Annotated in this window: 30 protein-coding genes, 2 tRNA genes and 3 pseudogenes; 27 read left to right on the forward strand and 8 right to left on the reverse strand. The window is 32.4% G+C overall.

From position 1 onward, the window contains the following. Positions 1 to 285 precede the first annotated feature (285 nt). Positions 286 to 828: a cysteine hydrolase family protein gene (locus AOY20_RS09225; RefSeq protein ID WP_054581589.1), complete on the forward strand. Its 543-nt coding sequence runs from the start codon at positions 286 to 288 to the stop codon at positions 826 to 828. A 223-nt stretch (positions 829 to 1,051) separates the two neighbouring features. Here AOY20_RS09225 and arsC read toward each other — a convergent pair whose 3' ends face one another. Beyond that, complete coding sequence (gene arsC / locus AOY20_RS09230) at positions 1,052 to 1,480, reverse strand: arsenate reductase (glutaredoxin) (protein ID WP_054581590.1); 429 nt, start codon at positions 1,478 to 1,480, stop codon at positions 1,052 to 1,054. 88 nt (positions 1,481 to 1,568) lie between these two features. On the opposite strand from arsC, the gene AOY20_RS09235 reads away from it, so the two are divergent. The 10 genes from AOY20_RS09235 to AOY20_RS09275 all read left to right on the forward strand — a co-directional run bounded on the left by AOY20_RS09235 (position 1,569) and on the right by AOY20_RS09275 (position 7,593). Then, entirely contained in the window at positions 1,569 to 1,883 is a 315-nt protein-coding gene (locus AOY20_RS09235; RefSeq protein ID WP_054581591.1) for an ArsR/SmtB family transcription factor, read from the forward strand. A gap of 4 nt (positions 1,884 to 1,887) precedes the next feature. After that, positions 1,888 to 2,928, forward strand: a complete 1,041-nt coding sequence (gene arsB / locus AOY20_RS09240; RefSeq protein WP_054581592.1) for an ACR3 family arsenite efflux transporter — start codon at positions 1,888 to 1,890, stop codon at positions 2,926 to 2,928. A 7-nt stretch (positions 2,929 to 2,935) separates the two neighbouring features. Further along, the gene (gene arsH, locus AOY20_RS09245; protein WP_054581593.1) at positions 2,936 to 3,640 is read left to right on the forward strand and encodes an arsenical resistance protein ArsH; all 705 of its coding nucleotides are present in this window, start codon (positions 2,936 to 2,938) and stop codon (positions 3,638 to 3,640) included. Positions 3,641 to 3,725: 85 nt separating this feature from the next. Beyond that, positions 3,726 to 3,866, forward strand: a complete 141-nt coding sequence (locus AOY20_RS14825) for a hypothetical protein (RefSeq protein ID WP_169780614.1) — start codon at positions 3,726 to 3,728, stop codon at positions 3,864 to 3,866. Positions 3,867 to 3,911: 45 nt separating this feature from the next. Next, on the forward strand, positions 3,912 to 4,445 hold the full coding sequence (locus tag AOY20_RS09250) for a hypothetical protein (protein WP_054581594.1): 534 nt from the start codon (positions 3,912 to 3,914) through the stop codon (positions 4,443 to 4,445). A gap of 196 nt (positions 4,446 to 4,641) precedes the next feature. Then, positions 4,642 to 4,860: a hypothetical protein gene (locus AOY20_RS09255; protein WP_054581595.1), complete on the forward strand. Its 219-nt coding sequence runs from the start codon at positions 4,642 to 4,644 to the stop codon at positions 4,858 to 4,860. A 114-nt stretch (positions 4,861 to 4,974) separates the two neighbouring features. After that, a tRNA-Met gene (locus AOY20_RS09260) sits at positions 4,975 to 5,051 on the forward strand. Positions 5,052 to 5,783: 732 nt separating this feature from the next. Continuing rightward, positions 5,784 to 6,077: a hypothetical protein gene (locus AOY20_RS09265; RefSeq protein WP_054582577.1), complete on the forward strand. Its 294-nt coding sequence runs from the start codon at positions 5,784 to 5,786 to the stop codon at positions 6,075 to 6,077. A gap of 347 nt (positions 6,078 to 6,424) precedes the next feature. Next, positions 6,425 to 6,643: a hypothetical protein gene (locus AOY20_RS09270; RefSeq protein WP_054581596.1), complete on the forward strand. Its 219-nt coding sequence runs from the start codon at positions 6,425 to 6,427 to the stop codon at positions 6,641 to 6,643. A gap of 14 nt (positions 6,644 to 6,657) precedes the next feature. Next, complete coding sequence (locus tag AOY20_RS09275) at positions 6,658 to 7,593, forward strand: LpxL/LpxP family acyltransferase (RefSeq protein WP_054581597.1); 936 nt, start codon at positions 6,658 to 6,660, stop codon at positions 7,591 to 7,593. A gap of 274 nt (positions 7,594 to 7,867) precedes the next feature. Here the strand turns inward: AOY20_RS09275 and AOY20_RS14830 are convergent, their stop codons facing one another. Next, a complete protein-coding gene (locus tag AOY20_RS14830; RefSeq protein ID WP_169780615.1) occupies positions 7,868 to 8,038 on the reverse strand; it encodes a hypothetical protein in 171 nt (56 codons plus the stop codon). A 436-nt stretch (positions 8,039 to 8,474) separates the two neighbouring features. On the opposite strand from AOY20_RS14830, the gene AOY20_RS09280 reads away from it, so the two are divergent. From AOY20_RS09280 to AOY20_RS14835, 10 genes and pseudogenes are all read left to right on the forward strand, one after another. After that, the gene (locus tag AOY20_RS09280) at positions 8,475 to 9,041 is read left to right on the forward strand and encodes a ParB/Srx family N-terminal domain-containing protein (protein ID WP_054581598.1); all 567 of its coding nucleotides are present in this window, start codon (positions 8,475 to 8,477) and stop codon (positions 9,039 to 9,041) included. 268 nt (positions 9,042 to 9,309) lie between these two features. Then, positions 9,310 to 9,768 (forward strand): annotated as a pseudogene (locus tag AOY20_RS09285) (antA/AntB antirepressor family protein); the annotation flags it as partial. 187 nt (positions 9,769 to 9,955) lie between these two features. Continuing rightward, positions 9,956 to 10,297, forward strand: a complete 342-nt coding sequence (locus AOY20_RS09290) for a phage tail protein (protein WP_054581599.1) — start codon at positions 9,956 to 9,958, stop codon at positions 10,295 to 10,297. Positions 10,298 to 10,305: 8 nt separating this feature from the next. Next, positions 10,306 to 11,211, forward strand: coding sequence for a phage minor tail protein L (locus tag AOY20_RS09295; RefSeq protein WP_054581600.1), 906 nt, complete (start codon positions 10,306 to 10,308; stop codon positions 11,209 to 11,211). Beyond that, positions 11,208 to 11,957: a C40 family peptidase gene (locus AOY20_RS09300; RefSeq protein WP_054581601.1), complete on the forward strand. Its 750-nt coding sequence runs from the start codon at positions 11,208 to 11,210 to the stop codon at positions 11,955 to 11,957. Before AOY20_RS09295 ends, AOY20_RS09300 begins: the two co-directional genes overlap by 4 nt. After that, positions 11,941 to 12,528: a tail assembly protein gene (locus AOY20_RS09305; RefSeq protein ID WP_054581602.1), complete on the forward strand. Its 588-nt coding sequence runs from the start codon at positions 11,941 to 11,943 to the stop codon at positions 12,526 to 12,528. Before AOY20_RS09300 ends, AOY20_RS09305 begins: the two co-directional genes overlap by 17 nt. A gap of 53 nt (positions 12,529 to 12,581) precedes the next feature. Continuing rightward, positions 12,582 to 13,079: pseudogene (gene gpJ, locus AOY20_RS09310) on the forward strand (TipJ family phage tail tip protein); the annotation flags it as partial. Further along, positions 13,073 to 13,600, forward strand: coding sequence for a glycoside hydrolase family protein (locus AOY20_RS09315; protein ID WP_470170026.1), 528 nt, complete (start codon positions 13,073 to 13,075; stop codon positions 13,598 to 13,600). The pseudogene gpJ and the gene AOY20_RS09315, both read left to right, overlap by 7 nt. Further along, the gene (locus AOY20_RS09320; protein WP_054581604.1) at positions 13,601 to 13,957 is read left to right on the forward strand and encodes a hypothetical protein; all 357 of its coding nucleotides are present in this window, start codon (positions 13,601 to 13,603) and stop codon (positions 13,955 to 13,957) included. Positions 13,958 to 13,961: 4 nt separating this feature from the next. Continuing rightward, complete coding sequence (locus AOY20_RS14835) at positions 13,962 to 14,111, forward strand: hypothetical protein (RefSeq protein WP_169780616.1); 150 nt, start codon at positions 13,962 to 13,964, stop codon at positions 14,109 to 14,111. A 2-nt stretch (positions 14,112 to 14,113) separates the two neighbouring features. Here the strand turns inward: AOY20_RS14835 and AOY20_RS09325 are convergent, their stop codons facing one another. The 3 genes and pseudogenes from AOY20_RS09325 to AOY20_RS09345 all read right to left on the reverse strand — a co-directional run bounded on the left by AOY20_RS09325 (position 14,114) and on the right by AOY20_RS09345 (position 16,442). After that, positions 14,114 to 14,377: a TIGR03643 family protein gene (locus tag AOY20_RS09325; protein ID WP_054581605.1), complete on the reverse strand. Its 264-nt coding sequence runs from the start codon at positions 14,375 to 14,377 to the stop codon at positions 14,114 to 14,116. A gap of 752 nt (positions 14,378 to 15,129) precedes the next feature. Beyond that, entirely contained in the window at positions 15,130 to 15,306 is a 177-nt protein-coding gene (locus AOY20_RS14760) for a hypothetical protein (RefSeq protein WP_158319997.1), read from the reverse strand. 267 nt (positions 15,307 to 15,573) lie between these two features. After that, positions 15,574 to 16,442, reverse strand: a pseudogene (locus tag AOY20_RS09345) (IS982 family transposase). A gap of 547 nt (positions 16,443 to 16,989) precedes the next feature. Between AOY20_RS09345 and AOY20_RS09350 the strand changes: the two are divergent. The 5 genes from AOY20_RS09350 (at position 16,990) to AOY20_RS09370 (ending at position 18,733) form a co-directional block, all read left to right on the forward strand. Continuing rightward, a tRNA-Met gene (locus tag AOY20_RS09350) sits at positions 16,990 to 17,066 on the forward strand. Between the two features lie 439 nt (positions 17,067 to 17,505). Continuing rightward, a complete protein-coding gene (locus AOY20_RS09355; protein ID WP_054581609.1) occupies positions 17,506 to 17,727 on the forward strand; it encodes a hypothetical protein in 222 nt (73 codons plus the stop codon). Positions 17,728 to 17,885: 158 nt separating this feature from the next. Beyond that, positions 17,886 to 18,095 (forward strand): cold-shock protein, encoded by a 210-nt coding sequence (locus AOY20_RS09360; protein WP_054581610.1) that lies wholly within the window; start codon positions 17,886 to 17,888, stop codon positions 18,093 to 18,095. Positions 18,096 to 18,163: 68 nt separating this feature from the next. Then, positions 18,164 to 18,364 carry a hypothetical protein gene (locus tag AOY20_RS09365; protein ID WP_054581611.1) on the forward strand — a complete coding sequence of 67 codons (201 nt, stop codon included), beginning with the start codon at positions 18,164 to 18,166 and terminating at the stop codon, positions 18,362 to 18,364. Between the two features lie 156 nt (positions 18,365 to 18,520). After that, the gene (locus tag AOY20_RS09370; RefSeq protein ID WP_054581612.1) at positions 18,521 to 18,733 is read left to right on the forward strand and encodes a hypothetical protein; all 213 of its coding nucleotides are present in this window, start codon (positions 18,521 to 18,523) and stop codon (positions 18,731 to 18,733) included. Positions 18,734 to 18,880: 147 nt separating this feature from the next. On the opposite strand, the gene AOY20_RS09375 is transcribed toward AOY20_RS09370, so the two are convergent. The 3 genes from AOY20_RS09375 to moaC are packed head-to-tail and all read right to left on the reverse strand — an operon-like array spanning position 18,881 to position 21,911. Further along, positions 18,881 to 19,549 (reverse strand): response regulator, encoded by a 669-nt coding sequence (locus AOY20_RS09375; protein ID WP_054581613.1) that lies wholly within the window; start codon positions 19,547 to 19,549, stop codon positions 18,881 to 18,883. A 9-nt stretch (positions 19,550 to 19,558) separates the two neighbouring features. Beyond that, on the reverse strand, positions 19,559 to 21,424 hold the full coding sequence (locus AOY20_RS09380; RefSeq protein WP_144424767.1) for a histidine kinase: 1,866 nt from the start codon (positions 21,422 to 21,424) through the stop codon (positions 19,559 to 19,561). Position 21,425: 1 nt separating this feature from the next. Next, complete coding sequence (moaC, locus tag AOY20_RS09385) at positions 21,426 to 21,911, reverse strand: cyclic pyranopterin monophosphate synthase MoaC (protein WP_054581615.1); 486 nt, start codon at positions 21,909 to 21,911, stop codon at positions 21,426 to 21,428. A gap of 129 nt (positions 21,912 to 22,040) precedes the next feature. Here moaC and AOY20_RS09390 point away from each other — a divergent pair, with 129 nt between their 5' ends. After that, complete coding sequence (locus tag AOY20_RS09390) at positions 22,041 to 22,292, forward strand: MoaD/ThiS family protein (RefSeq protein ID WP_054581616.1); 252 nt, start codon at positions 22,041 to 22,043, stop codon at positions 22,290 to 22,292.

Genomic DNA, 22,292 nt, shown 5'->3' on the forward strand with positions numbered 1-22,292 from the left:
TTATACAAAATTTCAATTATCTCATTTTTAAATTAAGGTAAGCTGAGTATGCAACTTATCTTTATAAAGTCATGCAGTTGGATGGCTTTAAGTAATCAAACCTTTACTACATGAGTAACGTTAGCTTTAGTATATGTAAAAGGATAAAGTAATTGTCGGTGATGTGTTGGTTTTGGTTGATGACTAAATGCTTTCATTTTAAACTAATTGAAAGAAGTGATGTACTCTATTTCTTTAAAACCATAAGTTAGAACAAATAAATATTAATTAAGTAAAGGAAAAGCAATGTCAAAATCAGCTCTATTAGTTATTGATTTACAAAATGAATATCTACCTACGGGAAAATTACCATTGGTAAATATTGAACAAGTATCAGCTAATGCAGTGAAAGTAATTGCGAAGGCTCGTCAGGATGGTATTCAAATACTTCATGTTCAACATATTGCTAATGCTGAATCACCTATATTTGAACCTAATTCAAATGGTATTGAATTTCAGGATGCAGTTAAGCCACAAGAAGATGAAACTATTATTATCAAAAATAATATTAATGCATTCTTAAATACTTCTCTTAAAAAAGTTTTAGATACTAATAACATAATGGAAATTGTTGTAATTGGTGCCATGAGCCATATGTGTATTGATGCTGTTGTTCGTGCTGCATCTGATTTTGGTTATAAAGTGACGGTAATCCATGATGCTTGTGCAACACTTGACCTAGAGTTTAATGGTGTTAAAGTGCCTGCTGAACATGTACATGCAACATTAATGGCGGCTTTTGAATTTGCATATGCTCAGGTTATTTCAACTAAAGATTATATTAATTAAAATCCTTCAATATTAGTCCTATTTTAGAGATAGGACTTCTTGTGATTCGGTGATGGTTTTATATATTAAGGCTCAAAAAAAGATCAGAGATCTTAAAAGAATTTAGAAGAAGACTAAACCTTGACACTAAACCTCACAAATACAGCAGAGTGTCCAATTTGGATACCTCAAGGTTCGAATATTATGATTTTGTATAAGACTCATGGTATTAAATGGGGCGGATTTATTTAATCCGCTTACCATTATTATTGATGATGATTTCACCATCCTCTTTGCTAAAAGCTTTTAGTTGAGATGCAGATAAAATATCTAAAACGAGTTCAGATGGTCTACAGAGTCTTATACCGATCTCAGTGACTACAAATGGACGATTAATTAAAGTTGGATACTCAACCATAAAATTAATGAGTTGTTCATCGGTCCAATGAGGTTGATCTAATTTAAGCGTTTCGAAAGGCTCTACATTTTTACGAATGGCTTCACGTACGGAAAGACCTGCTTTTTCAATTAAATGAATCAGTTCAATTTTGCTTGGAGGATTAATAAGGTACTCAATAATTTCAGGTTCTTCTCCTGTATTTTGAATTAGAGCTAGTGTATTTCTTGATGTTCCGCAAGCTGGGTTGTGATAGATCTTAACTTTTGATGACATTGGATAGACCTAGAGTTGAGTGTAGTGTTGCACTTATATATGGATATGCGTATATTTGCAATACCATATATATGAATGCAGGTAGATCATGGACCAAGCAGATTTCTTTAAATGCCTATCTGACTCGACTCGTTTGGATATATTAAAAATAATTTTAGAAAGACATAACGTATGTGTTTGTGAAATCACAGAGATATTACAGCTGAGCCAACCTAAGATTTCTCGCCACTTAGCTTTACTTCGTAACCTTTTAATTGTGCTAGATGAACGTAAAGGGCAATGGGTATATTACCGTTTAAATCCCGATTTACCAGAGTGGGCAACTTCTATACTTAATGTTTTAAAGGATGAGGTACTGAGCACACCTTCGAACAACTTATCTATCTCTATACAGTGCGAGTAGTCGAATGTCTGTATCAAAGCTTTCATTTTTAGATCGAAACTTAACCCTATGGATTTTTATTGCCATGGCATTAGGGGTAAGCATCGGTATATTTTTTCCTAAAGTATCGATCGCTTTAGATCAACTGAGTATAAATTCAGTAAATATTCCTATTGCGATAGGACTTATTTTGATGATGTATCCACCACTAGCTAAAGTAGACTATGCAACTTTGCCAAAAGTATTTGAGGATAAGCGTACTTTAACATTATCTCTTGTCCAAAACTGGCTTATAGCACCAAGTTTGATGTTTATTCTAGCCATCGTTTTTTTACATTCCTATCCGGAATATATGACAGGGTTAATTTTAATTGGATTAGCCCGATGTATTGCTATGGTTTTGGTGTGGAATGAACTAGCTTGTGGTGATAATCAATATGTAGCAGCATTGGTTGCTTTTAATAGTGTTTTTCAAATTTTATTTTTTAGTAGTTATGCTTGGCTTTTTTTGACTTATTTGCCACCTTATTTTGGTGTAGAAGCACAAGTTATTGATGTGGGATTTTGGACTATTACCCATGCTGTGCTTATTTATCTAGGAATTCCATTTTTACTTGGTTTTTTGACTCGATTAATTTTAGTTAGACAAAAAGGTTTAGATTGGTACCAAACTAACTTTATTCCTAAAGTTAGTCCGATTAGCCTAGTTGCTCTTTTATTTACTATTGTTGCAATGTTTAGCCTCAAAGGTGGTGAAGTAGTTAGCCTTCCTTTGGATGTAATTAGAATCGCTATACCTTTAATAATCTATTTTGTTGTGATGTTCTTTATTAGCTTCTTTATGAGTAAGTGGATAGGAAATGATTATCCTAAGACAACAGCTATTTCTTTTACTGCAGCTGGAAATAATTTTGAACTAGCGCTTGCTGTTGCTATTGCTACTTTTGGATTGGCTTCACCAGTAGCATTTACTACGATTATTGGTCCTCTTGTTGAAGTACCTGTACTTATTGCTTTAGTGACAGTGTCATTATGGCTTAGAAAAAAAATTTATAAAGAGGAGTGAACTTTAAATGCAATTACCTAATATTGATTTAAATCTTCTTGAACAACCTACGTTAGACAAAGTTCAAGCCAAAGAACTAGAACATCCACCAAGAATATTACTTTTGTATGGTTCAAATCGTGAAAGGTCGTATAGCCGTTTAGCGATTCAGGAAGCGGGCAGAATTTTAGAATATTTGGGTGCAGAAGTTAAAATTTTCCATCCTAAAGGATTACCTCTTCCCGAGGATAGTGATATGGAACATCCTAAGGTAAAAGAGTTACATGAACTTTTAGCATGGTCTGAGGGGATGGTATGGTGTTCGCCTGAACGTCATGGTGCAATGAGCTCTATTCTTAAAGCTCAAATTGATTGGATTCCATTGGCAGCAGGTGCAATACGTGCAACACAAGGTAAAACTTTGGCTGTAATGCAAGTTTGTGGTGGATCACAATCTTTTAATGTTGTGAATCAGTTAAGAATACTAGGACGATGGATGCGTATGATTACGATCCCAAATCAGTCATCCGTCCCTAAAGCATTCTTAGAGTTTGAGGAGGATGGACGTATGAAGTCTTCTTCTTATTACAATAGGATTGTTGATGTTATGGAGGAGCTTTACAAGTTTACTCTTCTCACAAGAGGGCAGTCAGGATATTTAACTAATCGTTACTCTGAACGTGTAGAAAGTGCTGAAGAACTTTCAAAGCGTGTAAACCAAAAGAGTCTTTAGATAATCTTCTATGTGAAACCACCCAACAAACCTCAACACCATTTGATCCACAATAGCCTTATCTCTGTGATAGGGCTTTTTTTATATGACAAAACATGACTTAAGTAGTTTACGCGACGCAATTAATGATTGTCGTGATGCACAAGAAAAAGAATTACTTCAACAGCAATGGCTGGAGATACACCAGAAATTAGAAGAGAGACAGTTCTGGGATGATGAAAATTGAGAATTGTGGTGGGCTCATTAAACTTAATAAGTGTGAGGGGATTAGATGAATATTGCAGTACAAGAAAGAACGACAAATTTGGAATGGTTAGGGCAGCAAATGAGAGCAAAAACTACAAACTATGAAACCACTCAAAAAGGTACCAACTTAAACCCTATAACATGGGAGGACCGTTGCGGAGCCATTGCATCAATTGAAGATAAGGCTACTAAGGCTTATTGTGAAATCCTAGTTTGGGGTGACTATCGAGATACAACAATGGCATATAATACGTTGCATTGTTATTTAGCTACGGCACTGTATGAAGCTTTAGTAAAGGATGTTCAACGAGTAAGATTTGATCTGAAATCATTCGCGCTCAAAGTTGCTAAGATGGCTTTGTTTTTTAAATTAAGGGGATTACAAGGCTTCACCGTACAGGACAAGCTTAAATTCTCAGGAATCATCGAAATGAAAGCTGATACTTATCGCAGACATTATATTTATCTTGAAAATATGGTCGAAATTATGTTGTCAGATATGCAAGATGAGATTGATTACTATGTTGATATTTACCGTAAAAATCTAAAAAAAGCTTAATTGACAAAATAACGGCATATAAGGTAATATTTTTATATTGTAGTCGTATTACAGTTTATCTGGGACGAATATATTGTTTTGATGATTAAATATATAATCAATAAAAACACCTTCTCTACAAAAAGGCTCACCATTTGGTGGGCTTTTTTGTTTTTGTGCTAAAGTGTTTGCATTAATAAATTACTAGGTAAATAAATTGAATATATGCATTGGCGGTGATTTGGATGGTCAAGTTTTTGACTTTGATAAAAAACGATTCAGTGCTAAGGAGATTGATGAAAGCCATTCATCAACGTATTACAAGCAAAAATATATTATTGATAGTGATTTATTTTGTTTTTGGGTATTAGATAGTTTGGATTTGGGTGACGCGACTAAAAAGGTTGAGTTGTTGCTTAGAAAACCAAAATGTTGAATAAAAGATTCACTTATTAGTTGGCTTTTTTGTTGCTGAGTTAGATTAATATTTAATTAATTTAAATAAAGTTTGCTTTACTGAGCTTTACTACGTATAACGTATCTTCATTGATGCGGGATGGAGCAGTCTGGTAGCTCGTCGGGCTCATAACCCGAAGGTCGTTGGTTCAAATCCAGCTCCCGCTACCAATGAAAAAATTTAAATTTTACATATCTAAAATGGCACAACCTTTTAGGTATTTATAATTAAAAAAATAATATATATTTTGTGGTCGAAATTTATAAATAATTAATGTGCGCTAACCTCACTGCCAACTTTAAGGTTGGTGGTTTTACACTGCATAGGTGTGTACCCATTTAATGAAAATTTAAATGGGTTTTTTTATGTTTTTATTTTATTGAAAAGTACTGTTAAATTTTATCTGAAAGTCTTTAAGAATAAACTTTTTGATGAAAATAAGTGGCTAATATTAAAGTAAAATTAAACTAATGTTTTTATTTGTTTTTTAAATGTATTGTTTTTGTTTTGTTTTAGAGATATAAGGTAATTATAAAAATAAACATTAGGGGAAATATGGGGAAAATTAATTATGCCTTTTGTTGTGGGTGTATTACTTTAGTAATATGTATATTTACGTTATTAGTGATCACTAATATTCATCGAAATGAAAGTAAAAGTTACGATCAGAGAATAATATTTGAATTAAAGACTACAAAAAAATAGTTTTATAGGGGTTAAATTTTACATAGCTATCTATTTATTAGAATGGCTCAACTAAGCAAAAACCCCACCGATAAGATAATTATTTGGTGGGTTTATATTTAGATGGACTGTACTAATTGGTTTTTTAATAAATATTTAAAATGTATTTTTTAACTATTTACAGTAGTATGCTTTTAATACTTTCTGGTAAATTAATTATGCCCACAACATATAAATATTTATATACTTATTTTGGGATATTTGGATCATTGCCAACACATAAAATATTTTTAAATTTAAAAGATAGTAATAAGTCAAAATTTATCTTTGCAGATAATACATTTATTTATGGTATTGTTTCTGATTGGGTTATTAGAAACTCAGATTTCGATACGAGAGCATCAACATGGGATGAAGAAAAAAAATATTTTATAGATAATGAAACAAGATTATTGAATAAGTATAGGAAATCACATCCTTTATTTAAAACTGAAGCAGTTAATAATATTTAAATTAGGTTTAGATTGAAAAGGGTGCTATAGTGGCTTTGATCGAATCCGTAGGCGAAACGGAAGTGTTTGAGTTGTTCTTGGAATTGCGTATTCCCTTTAGTAAATTTATTTTATGAATTCAAGCAGTTAACGCAGAGCATGATATCGCTACATGCCGATCTTAAAAAGTCCACGGCTTTGTGGACTTTTTAACTATTAAAGCACAGTGCTTTTTAAATACATTGCTAATGTAAAATGTAAATTTTAATTGTAGGCAAAGCCTCTTCTATCAGATTTTAAATCCTCTCTATCTAATCTTTGTAGTTAATATTACGTGGTTTTACAAAAGCTCAATGAAATGAGTTAAAATGAATATATCAAATGGCTGGATGAATGCCTCTGCTGTAAATGGCGATCAAATACGTGTAAAAGTGATTCCTTTTATGCGTCAACAAAATAATATGCTTGGAATAACTTGGGTTGAAGTAAGTAAGCAAATAGAGTTTGAAACTGGGGAAATTTTTTCATTAAATTTAGATGGAAAATCTTTTTATACAGGTCTAAATAAATTATATAAATTAGTTTGAGAAAAAAACGTTTAATGCTTGATCATCATCAGAATAAATCTGGAAAATTTCAATGGGCTTTTTTACTCCCTAAATATTGGACTACTTGGTTTTTATTACCTTTTATTTTTATATTGGCAGTTTTACCATGGTTCATTCAGTGGCGTATAGCTAAATTATTAGTTAATCCTGCATGGAAATATTTAAAGCGTAGAAAAAACATTACCATTCGAAATATAGAAGTTTGTTTTTCTGATAAAAGTCCTGAAGAAATAGAAAAAGCAGGTAAAGATGTATTTTTTAATATGTTAATAGGCTTTTTTGAAGCGTTAAATGCGTGGTATAGCCCGAATTGGTTTAATAATAGGGTTAGTATTAAGGGGCTAGAACATATTGAAGCAGTAAAAGATAAAGGAATTTTATTACTGAGTACTCATACAACTTTATTAGATGCTGGCGGTTATATTTCTAGTCTCTTTTTTGAATTGGATGTGGTATATAGACCACAAAATAACGCTTTTTTAGATTGGTTAATTTATTGTAGTAGAAAGAGAGTTTATAAAAATCAGATTTCTAAGAATGATATGAGGCAATTGGTTAGAAGTCTAAAAGATGGTCGAGCTGTTTGGTATAGTCCTGATCAAGACTTTGGTTTAAAGCAAGGTGTCATGGCTCCATTTTTTGGTATTTATGCGGCTACGTTAACGGCACATAGACGTATTATGCAGATGTCTAATGCAGTTGCTATCCCTTTATATTTTTACAGAAAAGGGGATATTAGAAACCCTCATTATCATATTTTGATAGAGCCAATACTGAATCAATTTCCGAGTAATGATGAAGTTTCTGATGCTATAAGAGTTAACAATATTCTTGAAAACCAGATCCGTATAGAACCTATGCAGTATATGTGGGTTCATCGTAGATTTAAAACGAGACCTGAAGGTTTTACATCAATTTATTTAAAATAAATAGCATTCTTTTTTAGGCTGATTCACGTAAATATAAATTTAATAATTAACTATTTCGTTACTGCTTTTAGTTATTATTAATTTATTGAATCTAAGCAGAGCTCTATCAGTATATCGATAGGGCTTTTTTATTACTTAGGATTTGAAGGAGAAAATATATGGCGAACCTCACAAAACTTAATATTGCAGAAGCTATTCAATATGAATAGAAAAATAAAGCTTCATATCCACTATATGAAACTTTATTTTTCTCCTAAATTAAATCAGTTATATCCTACTTTTTATTGGGTACATTGTGATCAGGTTGAACCCCCTTATCTTTTTGATCAACCTTAGGGGGTGATGGGGTATTTGGTTGAGGTGTATGTTCTTTCACTTGTTCGTTAGTTTGAGTGTTTGATTTTTGAAGACTGGCTTTATTTGAAAAATCTTTAAAATCTGACATTTTAATCTTCTTTACTTTGTGAAGGAGTATTCACCTTACAGATTTGATGACACTTACACTAAGGTAGTTTAGAGAGGGGGGAGTAGATATTTGTTATTCAGTAAGTGTTTATATCGACATGATATTTCACTAAGAAAATTAACTATATATTAATTGTTGATTTAGATTGCTTTAACTAGGTTCATAGAGTCCTATGAATTCAAGTAAAGCTACATAATTAAGACAAATGTGTGAATATATAATTTTGATGTAAGAGTAAAGCTGAAACAGGGCAGACCATTAGCAATAATGAATTGGCTTTTATCCAATTAACACTATTGATGAACCATAGTTTATTTGATGAGTTACATAATACGGTGGCTTGATATGGTCAACAAAATAGAAGCAACAAAGAATCTTAAAAACAAATAACGAAACTAAAAAATGAAGGAATAATATGAATAATTCAATTTCCCCTCCTATAAAAAAGATCAATACAAGTGATTTAATTCCATACGTGAATAATTCACGTATTCATAGTGAAGAGCAGGTTTTACAAATTGCTGCATCCATTAAAGAGTTTGGCTTTTTAAATCCAATTATTATTGATGGTCACAATGGCATTATTGCTGGTCATGGTCGTGTCATGGCTGCAAAAAAACTCAAAATTAAAGAATTACCCTGTATTGATGCGTCACATTTAAGTGAGGCTCAAAATGGATCTCCATTTATTCCACCTATAGATAAACCTTGGTGCCGAATTTCAATTGATTATCACAGTACTCAGTTTTCAGGCTTTGGTAACCGGGCGAAGTTTAGAGATTTTGGCATGATTTCAATTCAATGCTTTGTACCTAAAAATACAGGGACCTTAGTTTTAATGAGGGTATGTCAGGAGTGGCGTGATTTACTAGAAGGAAAAAGCATTGAACACTTGGAGGTTTATATAGTCCATGCGCCACAAAATATTGATGATGATAATTTCTATGGAAAAATCATGAGAGCTGAGTTTCGAGTGAACTAGCGATATTACCCAACAAACCGTTACAAGCCCTGATCTTTAATTGGATTGGGGTTTTTTTATGCCTGAAATATGGCAACCACTGGCTAGGGTAGCTCCCGAAACAAAGATGGTCTTATGACTACTCATCATCTTTCGCCAGTGTTTTCTTTTTTATAAATATCTGTTTTTAAAGGTTAACGCAAAGTTGCGTCAATAAGTTTTGCCATACAGATGTGTTTCGTTACCACATGTCTGTGTGGCTTTTTTATTTGGTAACGAGGTAAACGAAATGAATGCATTAGTAAATATTGAAAATCAAACTCCATTTATTGAGGTTGAATTAAACGGAAAAATTCAATTAGGTGTGAATGCTCGTGATTTGCACAAAATGCTAGAAGTTAAAGCTGATTTTTCACATTGGATTAAACGACGAATCACCCAATGTAAATTTGAAGAAAATTATGACTTTATTAAGCTCGTCAAAAAAAACGAGCTTTCCAAGACTGGTCAATGGGTGACTGATTACATCATTTCAGTAGATATGACCAAGCACCTTGGAATGATGGAGCGTAATGAAAAAGGGCACGAAATTCGCAAGTATTACATTGAACAAGAAGAAGTAGCTCGTCAGCTTAAAGATGGTTTGCAAATTAAAATCGGCAATATTTCAGCACAATTTGAAATGATTACAAATTCCCTTTCTGATGCCGCAAGATTTCTTGTAGTACATGGTAAGCAAACGAAGCCACTAGTGGGAAGTCTTGTTTCTTTTTTAGCAAAAAAGGGAGTGATTGATATTAATGAATATATTGAGTTTACGGAACAAACCAAAAAATCAATTACAACTGACAGTGAAGCACTAAATGAGAGAATTGAAATTTATTTTAATTCACACATTAATGATTTAAGAAAGCCTGCATAAGTGATCTAAATAAATGAGCAACCAAAAATTTACATGGTGCCAAGATTTAGAATCAAACTCACAAACCTCATCATTTAATGTTTTAAGCAGTAAATTTGGTGATGGTTATGAGCAAAATACTTCAGTTGGCATCAACAACAAGTCAAGCACTTGGAGCTATACAAAAACAGCAGAAAAGGCTTTGATCTTAGAGATTAAAGCCTTTTTTGATGCCCATAAGGGGGCAGATTCTTTTCTTTGGGATTCACCAATGGATGGCGAAGTCCGTGTCAAAACAGGTGAATATAACCCAGTGTGTTTAGGTGGTGATATTTGGCGAATTTCAACTACATTCACTCAGGTTTTTTATCCATGAGGTTTTAAATGGCTTTAAATAGCGACTTTCAGAAGCTTTATGTTGATGGCTTAATTCAACTGTTTGAACTGGATGCCAGTGCCTTAGGTGCTGGCATTCTTCGTTTTCATGGTCATATTGCTTATCGAGATTGGGAGAAAATTTATCTCACTGTTGATAATACCAATATCTCCATTGATAGTGAGCAAATTACCGCTGATCAAACTGCATTGATGAGCAGAACATTTGGACCACTAACGATTGATAATACGTGGATTTCAATTGATAAAAATAATTACTCCATTGACCAAGATCAGCATTTTACTCAACAAGAGAATGTCACCACAGGTGAGCTTGCTTGGTATCGAGATATTGTTTGGCAAGGTGAAACATTTGAACCAATCGCATTGCAATGTGATGGCTTAGAAATGCGTTCTGATGGTAAAGCATCAGCACCAACCTTGACGCTAGCGAATAACTTTCGGGGAGTTCAAGGTGCCATATCTGCCTATTGTTTGCAGTTTAAAGATTTTGTTGGGATGAAATTAAAAGTCATTACCACATTGGCCAAATATCTTGATGCTGAGAATTTCACTACAGGTAATTCTTCTGCCCAAAATGAAGCCAAGGAACAACTTTGGTATATCGAACAAAAGACTTCAGAGAATGCTCAAGCTGTGACTTTTGAACTTTCAAATCCGATTGATTTTGAGGGCTTAAAAATACCGGTTCGACAGATTTCAAATTACTGTCAATGGGAGTATCGCTCTGAAGAATGTGGTTATACCGGTGCAGAATTATTTACCCACAAAGATGAACCGACAGATCGACTTTTATTAGACCAATGCTCAAAACGCTTATCAGGATGTGAGTGCCGATTTAAAAAAGGCAATGTTCTACGTTTTGGTGGTTTCCCAGCGAGTTCGTTATTATGAAATTAACAACTAAAATGAAGAAAGCGATTTTACAGGATGCCGCACAATGTTTTCCTCAAGAATGCTGTGGCGTGATTGTTGATGGTACTTATATTGCTTGCCGTAATCTTTCAGAACATCACGATCAATTTGAAATTCATCCTGAAGATTTGGCCAAAGTTGAGGATTTAGGTGAAATACAAGCTTATGTACATTCGCATCCGAATGCCACAGCAAGAGCTTCGGAATTAGATCGACATCAAATCGAACTGCATCAAAAGCCTTGGGTAATTTGTGCGTATCCAGATGTTGAGTTTCAAGTTCATCAACCTTTTGGATATAAAGCACCTTTGGTCGGGCGTGATTATTATCATGGCTGGCAAGATTGTTATTCGATTGTTCGAGATTTTTATCAGCGTGAATTCGGTCTTCAATTGATTGATTTTGAACGTCAAGATCGTTGGTGGGAATCGAAAGATCATGAATCTTTATATTTAAATGGATTTAAACAGGCAGGTTTTGTTGAGGTGGATCATGTGCAATATGGCGATGTTTTATTGTGTAAAGTTGGTCGAACAGAGCATGTAAATCATGCGGTGATTTATTTAGACCATCAGCCCAATTTAAAATCAGAAGTAACCAGTTCCTTAGTCGGTGGTCCTTTTATTTTGCATCATCCCTATCAACGAAAGTCAGTCCGTGAAATCTACGGTTCACAGTGGCAAGAACGTGTTGCTAAGGTCGTACGTCATGTTAAAAACAATTAAGTTATATGGTGTGTTAGCCAAGAAATTTGGCAAAGAATTTAAATTAGATGTCGCAAACACAAGAGAAGCGGTCAAAGCTTTATCGATTCAGTTACCCGGTTTTGAACAGTTTATGCTAAATGCACATGAGCGCGGTTTAACATTTGCAATTTGGCAAGATGCTCACAATATTGCTGAAGATCAAATAGATTTTGATACCAGTGCCAAAGTCATCAAGATTGTACCGAAAGTGATTGGGGCAGGTGGAGATGGGGTTTTAAGTACCATTCTCGGTGCTGTTTTAATTGTCGTGGGTGTTGTGGTAACAGGTTTATCTTTTGGTAGTGCTGCTCCTATTGGTGGAGCATTAATTGGTGCTGGTATTGGAATGATGGTCGGTGGTATTGCTCAAATGCTGATGCCAAAAACAGAGACCAATGATGAGAATCAAGATGGCAATAAAGCCAATAAAGGTTTTGGTGGTGCAGTCACTACCATTGCTCAAGGTAATCCGGTTCCTGTGCTGTATGGTCAGCGAGAAGTGGGAGGCTTTATTGTCAGTGCTGCTCAATATCCTGAAGATTTACTTTAATTTATTTCAAAACTTGGACGCTTGAAGCGTCTTTTTTTATGTCTGAGAAAATGATGAATACAGCAAAAATTAAAGGCGCAAAAGGGGGGTCAAGTAGTACCAAAAGAGCCACGATTGCACCGGATTCAGCCCAATCAAAAACTTACATTAAAATTTTATATGGTTTATCGGAAGGTGAAGTTGAAGGATTAGCGAATGGTTTGCAATCAGTCTATTTGGAAAATACCCCCTTACAAAATCCAAGCCTTGAAGATAATTTTGAAAATGTGATTTGTGACTTCCGATACGGAACGCTTGATCAAGATTATATTGAAGGTTATCCAGATATTTCATCAGAAGTGGCAGTGAATGTTGAACTTAAATCAGATACACCTTGGGTAAGGGCACTTTCAAATCAAGATCTTGATGCCATTAATATTCGCTTAAAGTGGGGACCTATTCGCCAGACCAATCCGGATAATGGTGATGTATATGGTTATACCATCAAATACGCCATAGATTTACAAACGGATGGTGGGACATGGGTTGAGGTTTTAAATGCACAATTATCGGCTCAACAATAGCCGCTGCCTTAACAGGTGGCGGTTTTTTAATATCTGGCGTAAGTGAACAACAGCTTCAAGCCACGATGGCCAAAGAGGGATTTAGCTCAAAACCAATCATACCAGTGAAAGGTGATGTGCCGACGATTGGTCCCGGTATTACGGTTTATCCAGATGGTACTCGAGTCAAAATGACGGATCCACCGATTACAAGAAAGCAGGGTCTTGAATACCTAAAAGCGCATATGGATCAGGAGGCTCAGCGATTTAATAAAACGCTTTTAAATATTCCAATTTCGCAACAGGAATATGACCTCTATATGGATTTCACCTATCAATATGGCATAGGTACTTGGTCTAATTCATCAATGCTTCGCCATTTAAAGCAGGGTAATTATCAACAAGCCTGCGAATCACTTCTTAAATATAAATATGTGGCTAAGCGTGATTGCTCTATCCGATCTAACAACTGCTATGGCGTATGGACCCGACAAAAAGAACGTTATGACAATTGTATGGGGGCGCAATAAATGTATCGAATTTATACCATCATTGCTTTAGTTGTTTTATCTCTTATTCAATTTGGCTGTTATTCAAATATGAAGAAAGACCGGGATGCAATTGAAGCCAAGACTGTTCAAAAGTATGAAGAAAAACAAGTAAAAGAAGCCAAAGCTTATCAAGAAGCCTTAGCTAAACAGCAAACTACAATTAATAAGTTGAGCGCAGACTATGAAACCGAAAAAGCCAAATATAAAGTCAAAGTTGAAACAGTCACAAAGTACGTCGATAAAATTGTTGAGCGTGATGTTTATCGGAATGTCTGCATTGATGACGACGGCATGCACTCCATCAACTCGCTTATTCAAAGTCGAGGTACCAGCTAATTTAATGCAACCTTGCCCACAACTTCAAGAATTGTCAGGTACCACTGGTAAAGATTGGATGAAATGGGGAGTGGATACGGTTGATAAGTACAATCAATGTGCAATGCAAGTTGATGCTTGGATAGAGGTGGGGAAGCTTTTAAAACAGAAATAATATTAATACGATTTATATAGGTTATCTCTATATGCGAGACTAACATCAAATGAGTGTAATGGCATATGTTTGGTTTTTCGACCACTCATACGTTTACGCCAAAGTTTAAAGTTAGTAGATTTTAAATTATTACGCATTAGAGTAATTACTGCTGATTCATTTAGATTATATTGTTGTTGTATAGCATCAAAAGGGGTTTTATTTTCCCAAGCCATTTCAATAATACGCGATAAATCGGCTGTTGATAAAAGATTGGTGATTTTCATAATTAGCAACTATATATTTATGAGAGAATGAATTTTTTAATGAATTTATTCTGTCGAATTAATAATGTTATATTGAGTTTTATATTACTCTGTAAATTTTACCTGAAAACTTGCTTTTAAAAAGTAAATCAAAGCTTGGTTTTATATCTTCATTTTTTATTGTTAAAAAACAGATGTTAGTTGGTGTTTTTGTGTTGATTGATATATTATCTTCATATGTGGCGATAACATAATATATTTTATTAAATTGATCCTTGACTATTATTTCAAAAAATTTCATAATAAACCCTTTTTAAATAATTTTTTTAAAGAAAATATAAAATTCATATACTAAATGTTTCTTTTAATTTTAATTCGAATCAAGATAAAAGAATAAAAATTGTATTTTTCTATATTGGTTGTCATTATTATTTTTAAACCTTTAGTTGAATTTATTAATATGTTTTTCATAATTATGGCCTGAAGTTGAATTTGTGTATATGATCCATTATTAACCATATGTGATTGTTTATATTTACTTTATTTCCTCTTAAAATATGAATGTCTTTTCCGAAAAAATCCGTAATATTTATAAGACAGTCATCTTTATCATAGTTTGCCCAAAGACATCTATAATTTTGTGTTTGATTATTATATAAAGTAATTATTTTTCTAGATTTCACTAGATTTGTATTCATTTTTATACTCCTTAATTTAAATTAAAGGGATTATATCCCTTTAATTTTAAAAATTAATATTTTAAATTAATATGATTATTTTGGAATTTCAGTATGTTCTTTAAGAATTTCCGCACTAGAATCTTTAATTTCAACATCCTCATTTTTATTTTCTTTAACAGTGTGATTTGTGTTTTTGATATCCTCCTTTTTAATTTCTTTGTTAGTTGTTTTAGGGGTGCAGCAATTAAGATTTTTTCTAAAATTAAACATAATTTTTACTCTGTTTGTCATTATTATTGATGACAACCTTAGAATGTTCCTTTTTTTGATTAATAGATATAATGTATATGTATCAATATATATGTATCAGAGATTGTTATTGATTTTTTGAAGTATTTTTATTATTATTATTTTTTATTTTGTAAGTTAAGATTTTGTGATTTTTGTTTATAAGTTGATTTTAGTTTATATTGGATTTAATAATGACTTAAAATAGATATCTACCTGATATAATATCTTAAATAACCCGAATCCTGCTTAAGCCAATGATTCCATAATGTGAATTATTGGCTTATTTGAATGCGTAATTTGATATGCACATAACGATGTGTAAATCCCGCTTAGAAATCCATGAATACTACGTGCTTTACTCGTGACCAAATTGTATTTCCCTTTTAATAAGCTGAATAACGTTTCTATCTTGTTACGTTGTCTTAAGTGATATTCATCTGATGCAGTAAGCTGAATTGTCTGCATGTTTTTCCGATGATAGGTAATCAAATCAACACTTTTCTTTTTTAATCTGATTTTTAAATCTTGGCTAATGTAGCCACGATCCGCATAAATCTTCGCTTCTAAACCGTAAACCAATTGCTCAACCATTTTAATGTCAGCAACATGGCCATTTGATAAAGCTGAACATGCTATTTCACCCAATTGATTCATCGCAATATGTAATTTACAGCCATAAAACCAGCCCATCGAACTTTTACCACGAGTTGCTATTTTAGCTAGAGATTTATGGCGCTGAATCCGTTGATTTTACAGACTGGTAGTGTTGTTGAATCAATCCATAAATATTGTTTATCTTGAGCTTTCATCAGTGATACATGCAAAGCATGTAGGGCGAGTTGGTGCATATTGATCAGATAAATCATACGTTGATAGCAAGGTAAGTACTTAAATAAATGACTTTTGTCTTCTTTTAACCATGCGAAAAAGGCTTTGAAATTATTGAAATAAGAACACTTGTACCAAATAGCAATAAAGCAGATCTCTGAAATTGTGAGTTGAGCAGTTCTGATTCTTAAGGAATCACGATTTTGTTTGAGAAACTGCCAATAAATTGCTTCAAATTTAAGAAAGAAATCATCAATTATGCAGAATAATTCGGTACTATTGAACATTAGGACTAGAGCTTTAAGTTAGGTGTGGTAACTCAACTGATGGTTCTAGTCCTTTTATTTTTCAAGTCAATTTCTTATCCGCGATTCGGGTTAAATATGCAATTTCGTGGCAGAACAAGAAGACAAACACACAACTGATGCAAAACGATTTAGTGATGCTTAGGTTTAATGAAATTGATGGTACCTTTATTAATGAGGGTACCAAAAACTCAAGGGATACAGATTCTAAGTTTCAATGATATAATTACACAAAAGAAGGACTCGAACCCGAGACCAAAAATAGAAAAACAGCAGGGACTTTTTATTTTAGCAGTACATTTAGAAGTACATTGAAAACCGTGTTCAAATAAATTCAGTATAAACAATAGTTTAAGTTGTTATTCTTATGCACGCTGAGCGCACCAATTACTATAAATTACTTTTATTGTATGCTTTTAAAACAAAATCCTTATCCGTGATTTAGGTTAAATTAGGGGATATATTAATTTAAATTTATTAAAAAAGTTTGTATTATTTACATTTAACCTGTATAACGTATTTTCATTGATGCGGGATGGAGCAGTCTGGTAGCTCGTCGGGCTCATAACCCGAAGGTCGTTGGTTCAAATCCAGCTCCCGCTACCAATGAAAAAACATATAGTTTTCATAGCTTAATCTATATATTAGATTAAGCTTTTTTTTATAATTTTATTTTCATCGAAATAAATAAAATTAGGTTAAATATTCCGATGAGTGTTATAGTGAATTGAATTAATTCCGTAAGTTGAAATGGGAAAGTATTTAGATCTATACAGAGATTATATTCACTTGTTAATTTTTTATTTGATAAGTGTTAAATTATTATTGTTATCTCACATTACTTTATTCGCGTTGAAGTTTTATAGTGTTGTGAGTTTTTAAGAATATAAAATGCATAATGCTTTTATATTTATTATATTGCTAATGTAAAATGTAAATTTTAATTGTAGGCGTGAGCCTCTTGCTATCAGATTTAAATTCTCTCCATAATCTTTTTAGTTTTAATATTACTGTGTTTTACAAAAGCTCAAATAAATGAGTGAAAATGAATATATCTAATGGTTGGATGAATGCATCCGCAGTAAATGGTGATCAAATTCGTGTAAAAGTTATTCCTTTTATGCGACAACAAAATAATCAAATTGGAAAAACGTGGGTTGAAGTAAGTAAGCAAATCGAATTTGAGTCTGGGGAGGTTTTCTCTTTAAATCTTGATGGTAAATCATTTTATGCGGGTTTAAATAAGCTCTATAAATTAATTTTTTAATACTATCTTTCATATTATAAACAGGTTATAGTGTTTTCTTAGAAAAATATTTTTATTATGTTTACTAATTTTACCTTGTTGTTTTATAGCATCATTTTATTAAAAGTTTATATTTAAAGATTATTGACTATAATATTAATTATTCAGGAATATAAAATATGTCAAATTTAACGACTGGTACAGTAAAATGGTTTAATGATGCAAAAGGATTCGGTTTTATCTCTTCAGATAATGGTGATGATGTATTTGCACATTTTAGTGAAATTCAATCTGGTGGTTTTAAAACTCTAGTGGAAGGACAACGTGTCCAATTTACTACTTCAAATGGGAAAAAGGGTATTCAAGCAAGTAGTATTACTATAATTTAATCTCTTATTTGGTTTGAATAAAGAACTAACTAAATAATAGTTAGTTGTTCAATAAAATAAGGAATTTTATGAATACTTGCTTAATAGATGTGAAAGACCAGTTTGGTACACAATATTCAATTATTGCTACATTATTAACATCCAAGTTGAATTTAGGCATATTAAATGAAAATATCCAATTTATTACTGTGAATGCTGAAGAAATTAGACCAAGTATAGATATGTATTTTCAAAGTTTAGATTCAAATAAAATCTTTAAAATAGTTTAATATCAGTTTATAACCTAATTTAATTAATTTAAATTAGGTTTTTTTAATTTTTAATTTTTAATTTTTAATTTTTAATTTTTAATTTTTAATTTTTAATTTTTAATTTTTAATGTTGAATCTATGATGATTCATAATAATGTGGGATAAATCTTTTTAATGAGTAATGATGATTCTCGTGTAACGATTACTAAAAATAATCATCACCTGACAGTAAAACTAATCGATGCTGATTTAACTATTGAAAAGCCTTATGTAAGTATAGTGAATAGACGTAAACAAAAAGTACAAAACAGTGAGCCAATTAATATTGGTGCATGGCTTATTACAGTTTTTATTTTTTTAATTATATTATTTTTTACATTTGGCTGATTTATATTAAGTAAGGAAAAATCCCGATTAATATCGAGATTTTTATATATTTAATTATTTGATAAATATTTCTTATTGCAATCACTAAAATTGCACATGTAATTAGTGTATTTCGGTTAGATCGATATAAAAAACTTAAAATAAACATTATTTTTGATGAGAATATTCATCATGATCCAGTGCATGTTCAACAGCAAATACTGCTGCTTGTACACGACTATTTAATTCTAATTTTCTGAGAATATTTTGCACATGTACTTTAACAGTAGATTCTGCAACATTCATTTCTCTTGCAATGACTTTATTGCTTGCACCTTTGGCTAACCAGTGTAAGGTTTCTTTTTCGCGTAAAGTAAGAATTGATAATAAATCTTCTTTTTTTTCTGCGGCAGGATTTCTTAATTGAGAAATAAGTTTAGTTGTCATTTCAGGTGAAAGAATACTATCTCCTTCCATTGCTTTACGAATACTTTCAAGTAAGAAATTTGTTTCAATATTTTTGAGTAAATATCCTCTAGCGCCCAAACGCATACATTCAGTTAAATCTTCTGCATCTTCTGATACAGTTAAGATAATGACCACTAAATTAGGATAGCTATTTAATAATTGTGGAAGTGCTTCACGGCCACTCATAATAGGCATATCTAGATCAAGTAGGACCAAATCTGGGCGTAATTGTTCTGCTAGTTTAATACCGGTTAAGCCATCAGTTGCTTCGCCGATAACATTAAAGTTTTCTTCTTGCTCTAGCAAAAAGCGTATACCTGTTCTAAAAAGCATATGGTCATCAATTAACAAAATATTTGTAATTGTCATGAATTTCCCCTAACGTGACGAGCGCTGAATTGAAACTTCAATACGTGTGCCTTGATTTATTGTTGATTCTATTTGAAATAGCCCATTCACTTGTTGAATACGTTCTTGCATGATGGCTAGACCAATATGATGTCCTTGATCTGCTTTTTTACTTTTATAATCAAAGCCGATTCCATTATCTTGAATGCATAAATATATTTTTTCAACATTATTTTTAAAGTGAATAGTAACGTAAGTGGCTTGTGCATGTTTTCGAATATTTGATAATGCTTCTTGTAGAATAAAAATAAATTGAATGTGTTGTTGAGGCGTTAGATCAACACCTGTAGATTGGTAATTTAATTTTACTTCGATTTGAGTTTGATTTTTAAAACGATCGATAATAGAGAGTAAGACATCTTCGAATGATTGCTGTGAGAGTTTTAATCTAAAATTATTTAGTAGTTCTCGAACATCATCATAGCATTGCTTAATTCCTGTATTTAAAAAATCAAGGTGCTGCGTTATTTTTCGATGATCTTGTTTTTGAATAGCTTGGTTGAGCATTTGTAGTTGTAAATTCATAAAGGATAAGGATTGGGCAATGCTGTCATGTAGACCTTGAGAAATCATATTACGTTCTTCTAGAACTGCGAGTTGTTTTTCTTTTAAAATTAATCGATGGTTTTCAATTGTTGTGGCAAGTTGACCACATAATAGCTGTATAAGAGATTGATTTGAAATAGCCTCAGATGATTTTTGTTCAAAGTAAAGAGTTAATAATCCCAATGTTTGGTCTCTGAGGCGAATTTTATAAATCATTAAATGATTTAGACCAAATTTTCTGCATAAAAATTCATGATTTTCTTTAAGTTGAATATTAATCTCTGTATTGCTCTGGCAAAGTGTTTTACCACATAGGCAAGCTTCAGTTTGGTTACAAGCTTCGTTGTTTAATAACTCTTCCGGCAAATTAATATGATGAGCTGTCCACATTTGTAGACCTTGCTGATTAAGCAAGCGAATACTACCGGCTTTTGCAAATGATATGGCCATCATTTTTTGTAAAAACATATCTAATGTTTGGTCATTGAGGGGCATTTTATGCAAATTATCGGTAATTGCATAAAGGGTTGCTAGTTCATGATTTGTCCGTTCAAGATCATGCGTTTTTTGTTGTACTTTATCTTCTAAATGCTGATATAAATTTTCAAGACTATTTGCCATTTGATTGAAGCCATCAGAAACCTGATGAAATTCATCATTTGTTTTTAAATTTAGTCGAACATTAAGTTCACCTTGTGTAATTTGTTGTAATCCTTGATTAATAAGTGATAGCGGACGAATGACTAAGCGATTTAATAAATAGAGTGAGAGTAATGCGGATATAAAAGCCATAAACATAAGGAGAATCTGTGCAAGACGCATGATATAAATATTATGGGTATTTTGCGATTCAATGCTTTTGACTAATTGGTTTATTATTTCAATGAATACTGGTGTTTCACGAATCAGTTTACGATGTATTTCAGAATTATATTGTGCTTCAATAAATTGTGGTTTTAGTTTTTCAAACTCTTGTTGAATATGTTTAAGTTGTTCAATATTTTCGGTTTTATTTAAGAGAGAAAGATATTTAATTTTTTCTTCAAAAACTTTAATTTCATGCTTAAGCAATGTTTCTTGATGTGATTGGGTTAAAATAACAAGATAAAATACCTGCTTACGTAAACTGCCTGCTTCATTAATTGCTACACCTCGATCCTCTAATTTCCATGTGATATTTAAAGTTAATCCAACAAAAAATAATGCACCAATAAGCCATAAAACAATGGCTAAGAAAAGTTTATGAGATAGGGTATTTAGTTTAAAAATATTCATTTTAAAATTTGGCAACTTAATTTTTTCTCCACTGACCCGAGCGGCCACCAGATTTATGAATAAGTTGAATATCAGAAATTCTCATATTTTTATCAATTGCTTTTAGCATGTCATAGATTGTGAGAAGCCCTATATTTACAGCACATAGTGCTTCCATTTCAACACCAGTTTGGCCTACATTTTCAGTACTCACCTCAATAGAAATTCGATGTTCATTTTCATGTAATTTAAATTCGACAGAAACATGAGTCAGTGAAATTGGATGACATAGTGGAATTAGAAAAGCTGTTTGCTTACTCGCTTGAATAGCTGCAATACGCGCAATTGCAAGAACATCTCCTTTTTTATTATTTCCAGACTGAACACATATAAAAGCCTCTTCTGAAACAAAAATACTTCCTTCAGCAGTAGCCTTTCGTTTAGTCGATTCTTTTTGACCAACATCGACCATATGGGCTTGACCATCTTGATTAAAATGCGTCAGATTTTGATGAGAAGTCATATATATTCCTTTTATTTTTTTCAATTTTACTCCACGAAAGGGGGAGTTGAATATCGGTCAAAGTGATTATTGTTGAATCATTTTTAGAAGTCTAAGCTATAAAAAAATGCTTAGTATGAGTTTGAATTTATGATTTATATACAATATTTTGGGCCATTGGCGACAGAATTAGGAACTCGAGCAGAAACTTTACCATGGAATAATGGGGGAACAACAGAAACATTATTAACAGTACTTCGTTCACGTAATGAGCGCTGGAAAAAGGCTTTAGCTGAAGAGAAAATTTTTAAATTAGTTGTAGAAAAAAGAATTTGTCACGATCTTGTGAATATTCCTGATGGTGCGGAAGTTGCCATTTTACCTCCCGTTACTGGAGGTTGA

This window comes from Acinetobacter equi (genome assembly GCF_001307195.1).
Lineage (GTDB): Bacteria > Pseudomonadota > Gammaproteobacteria > Pseudomonadales > Moraxellaceae > Acinetobacter > Acinetobacter equi.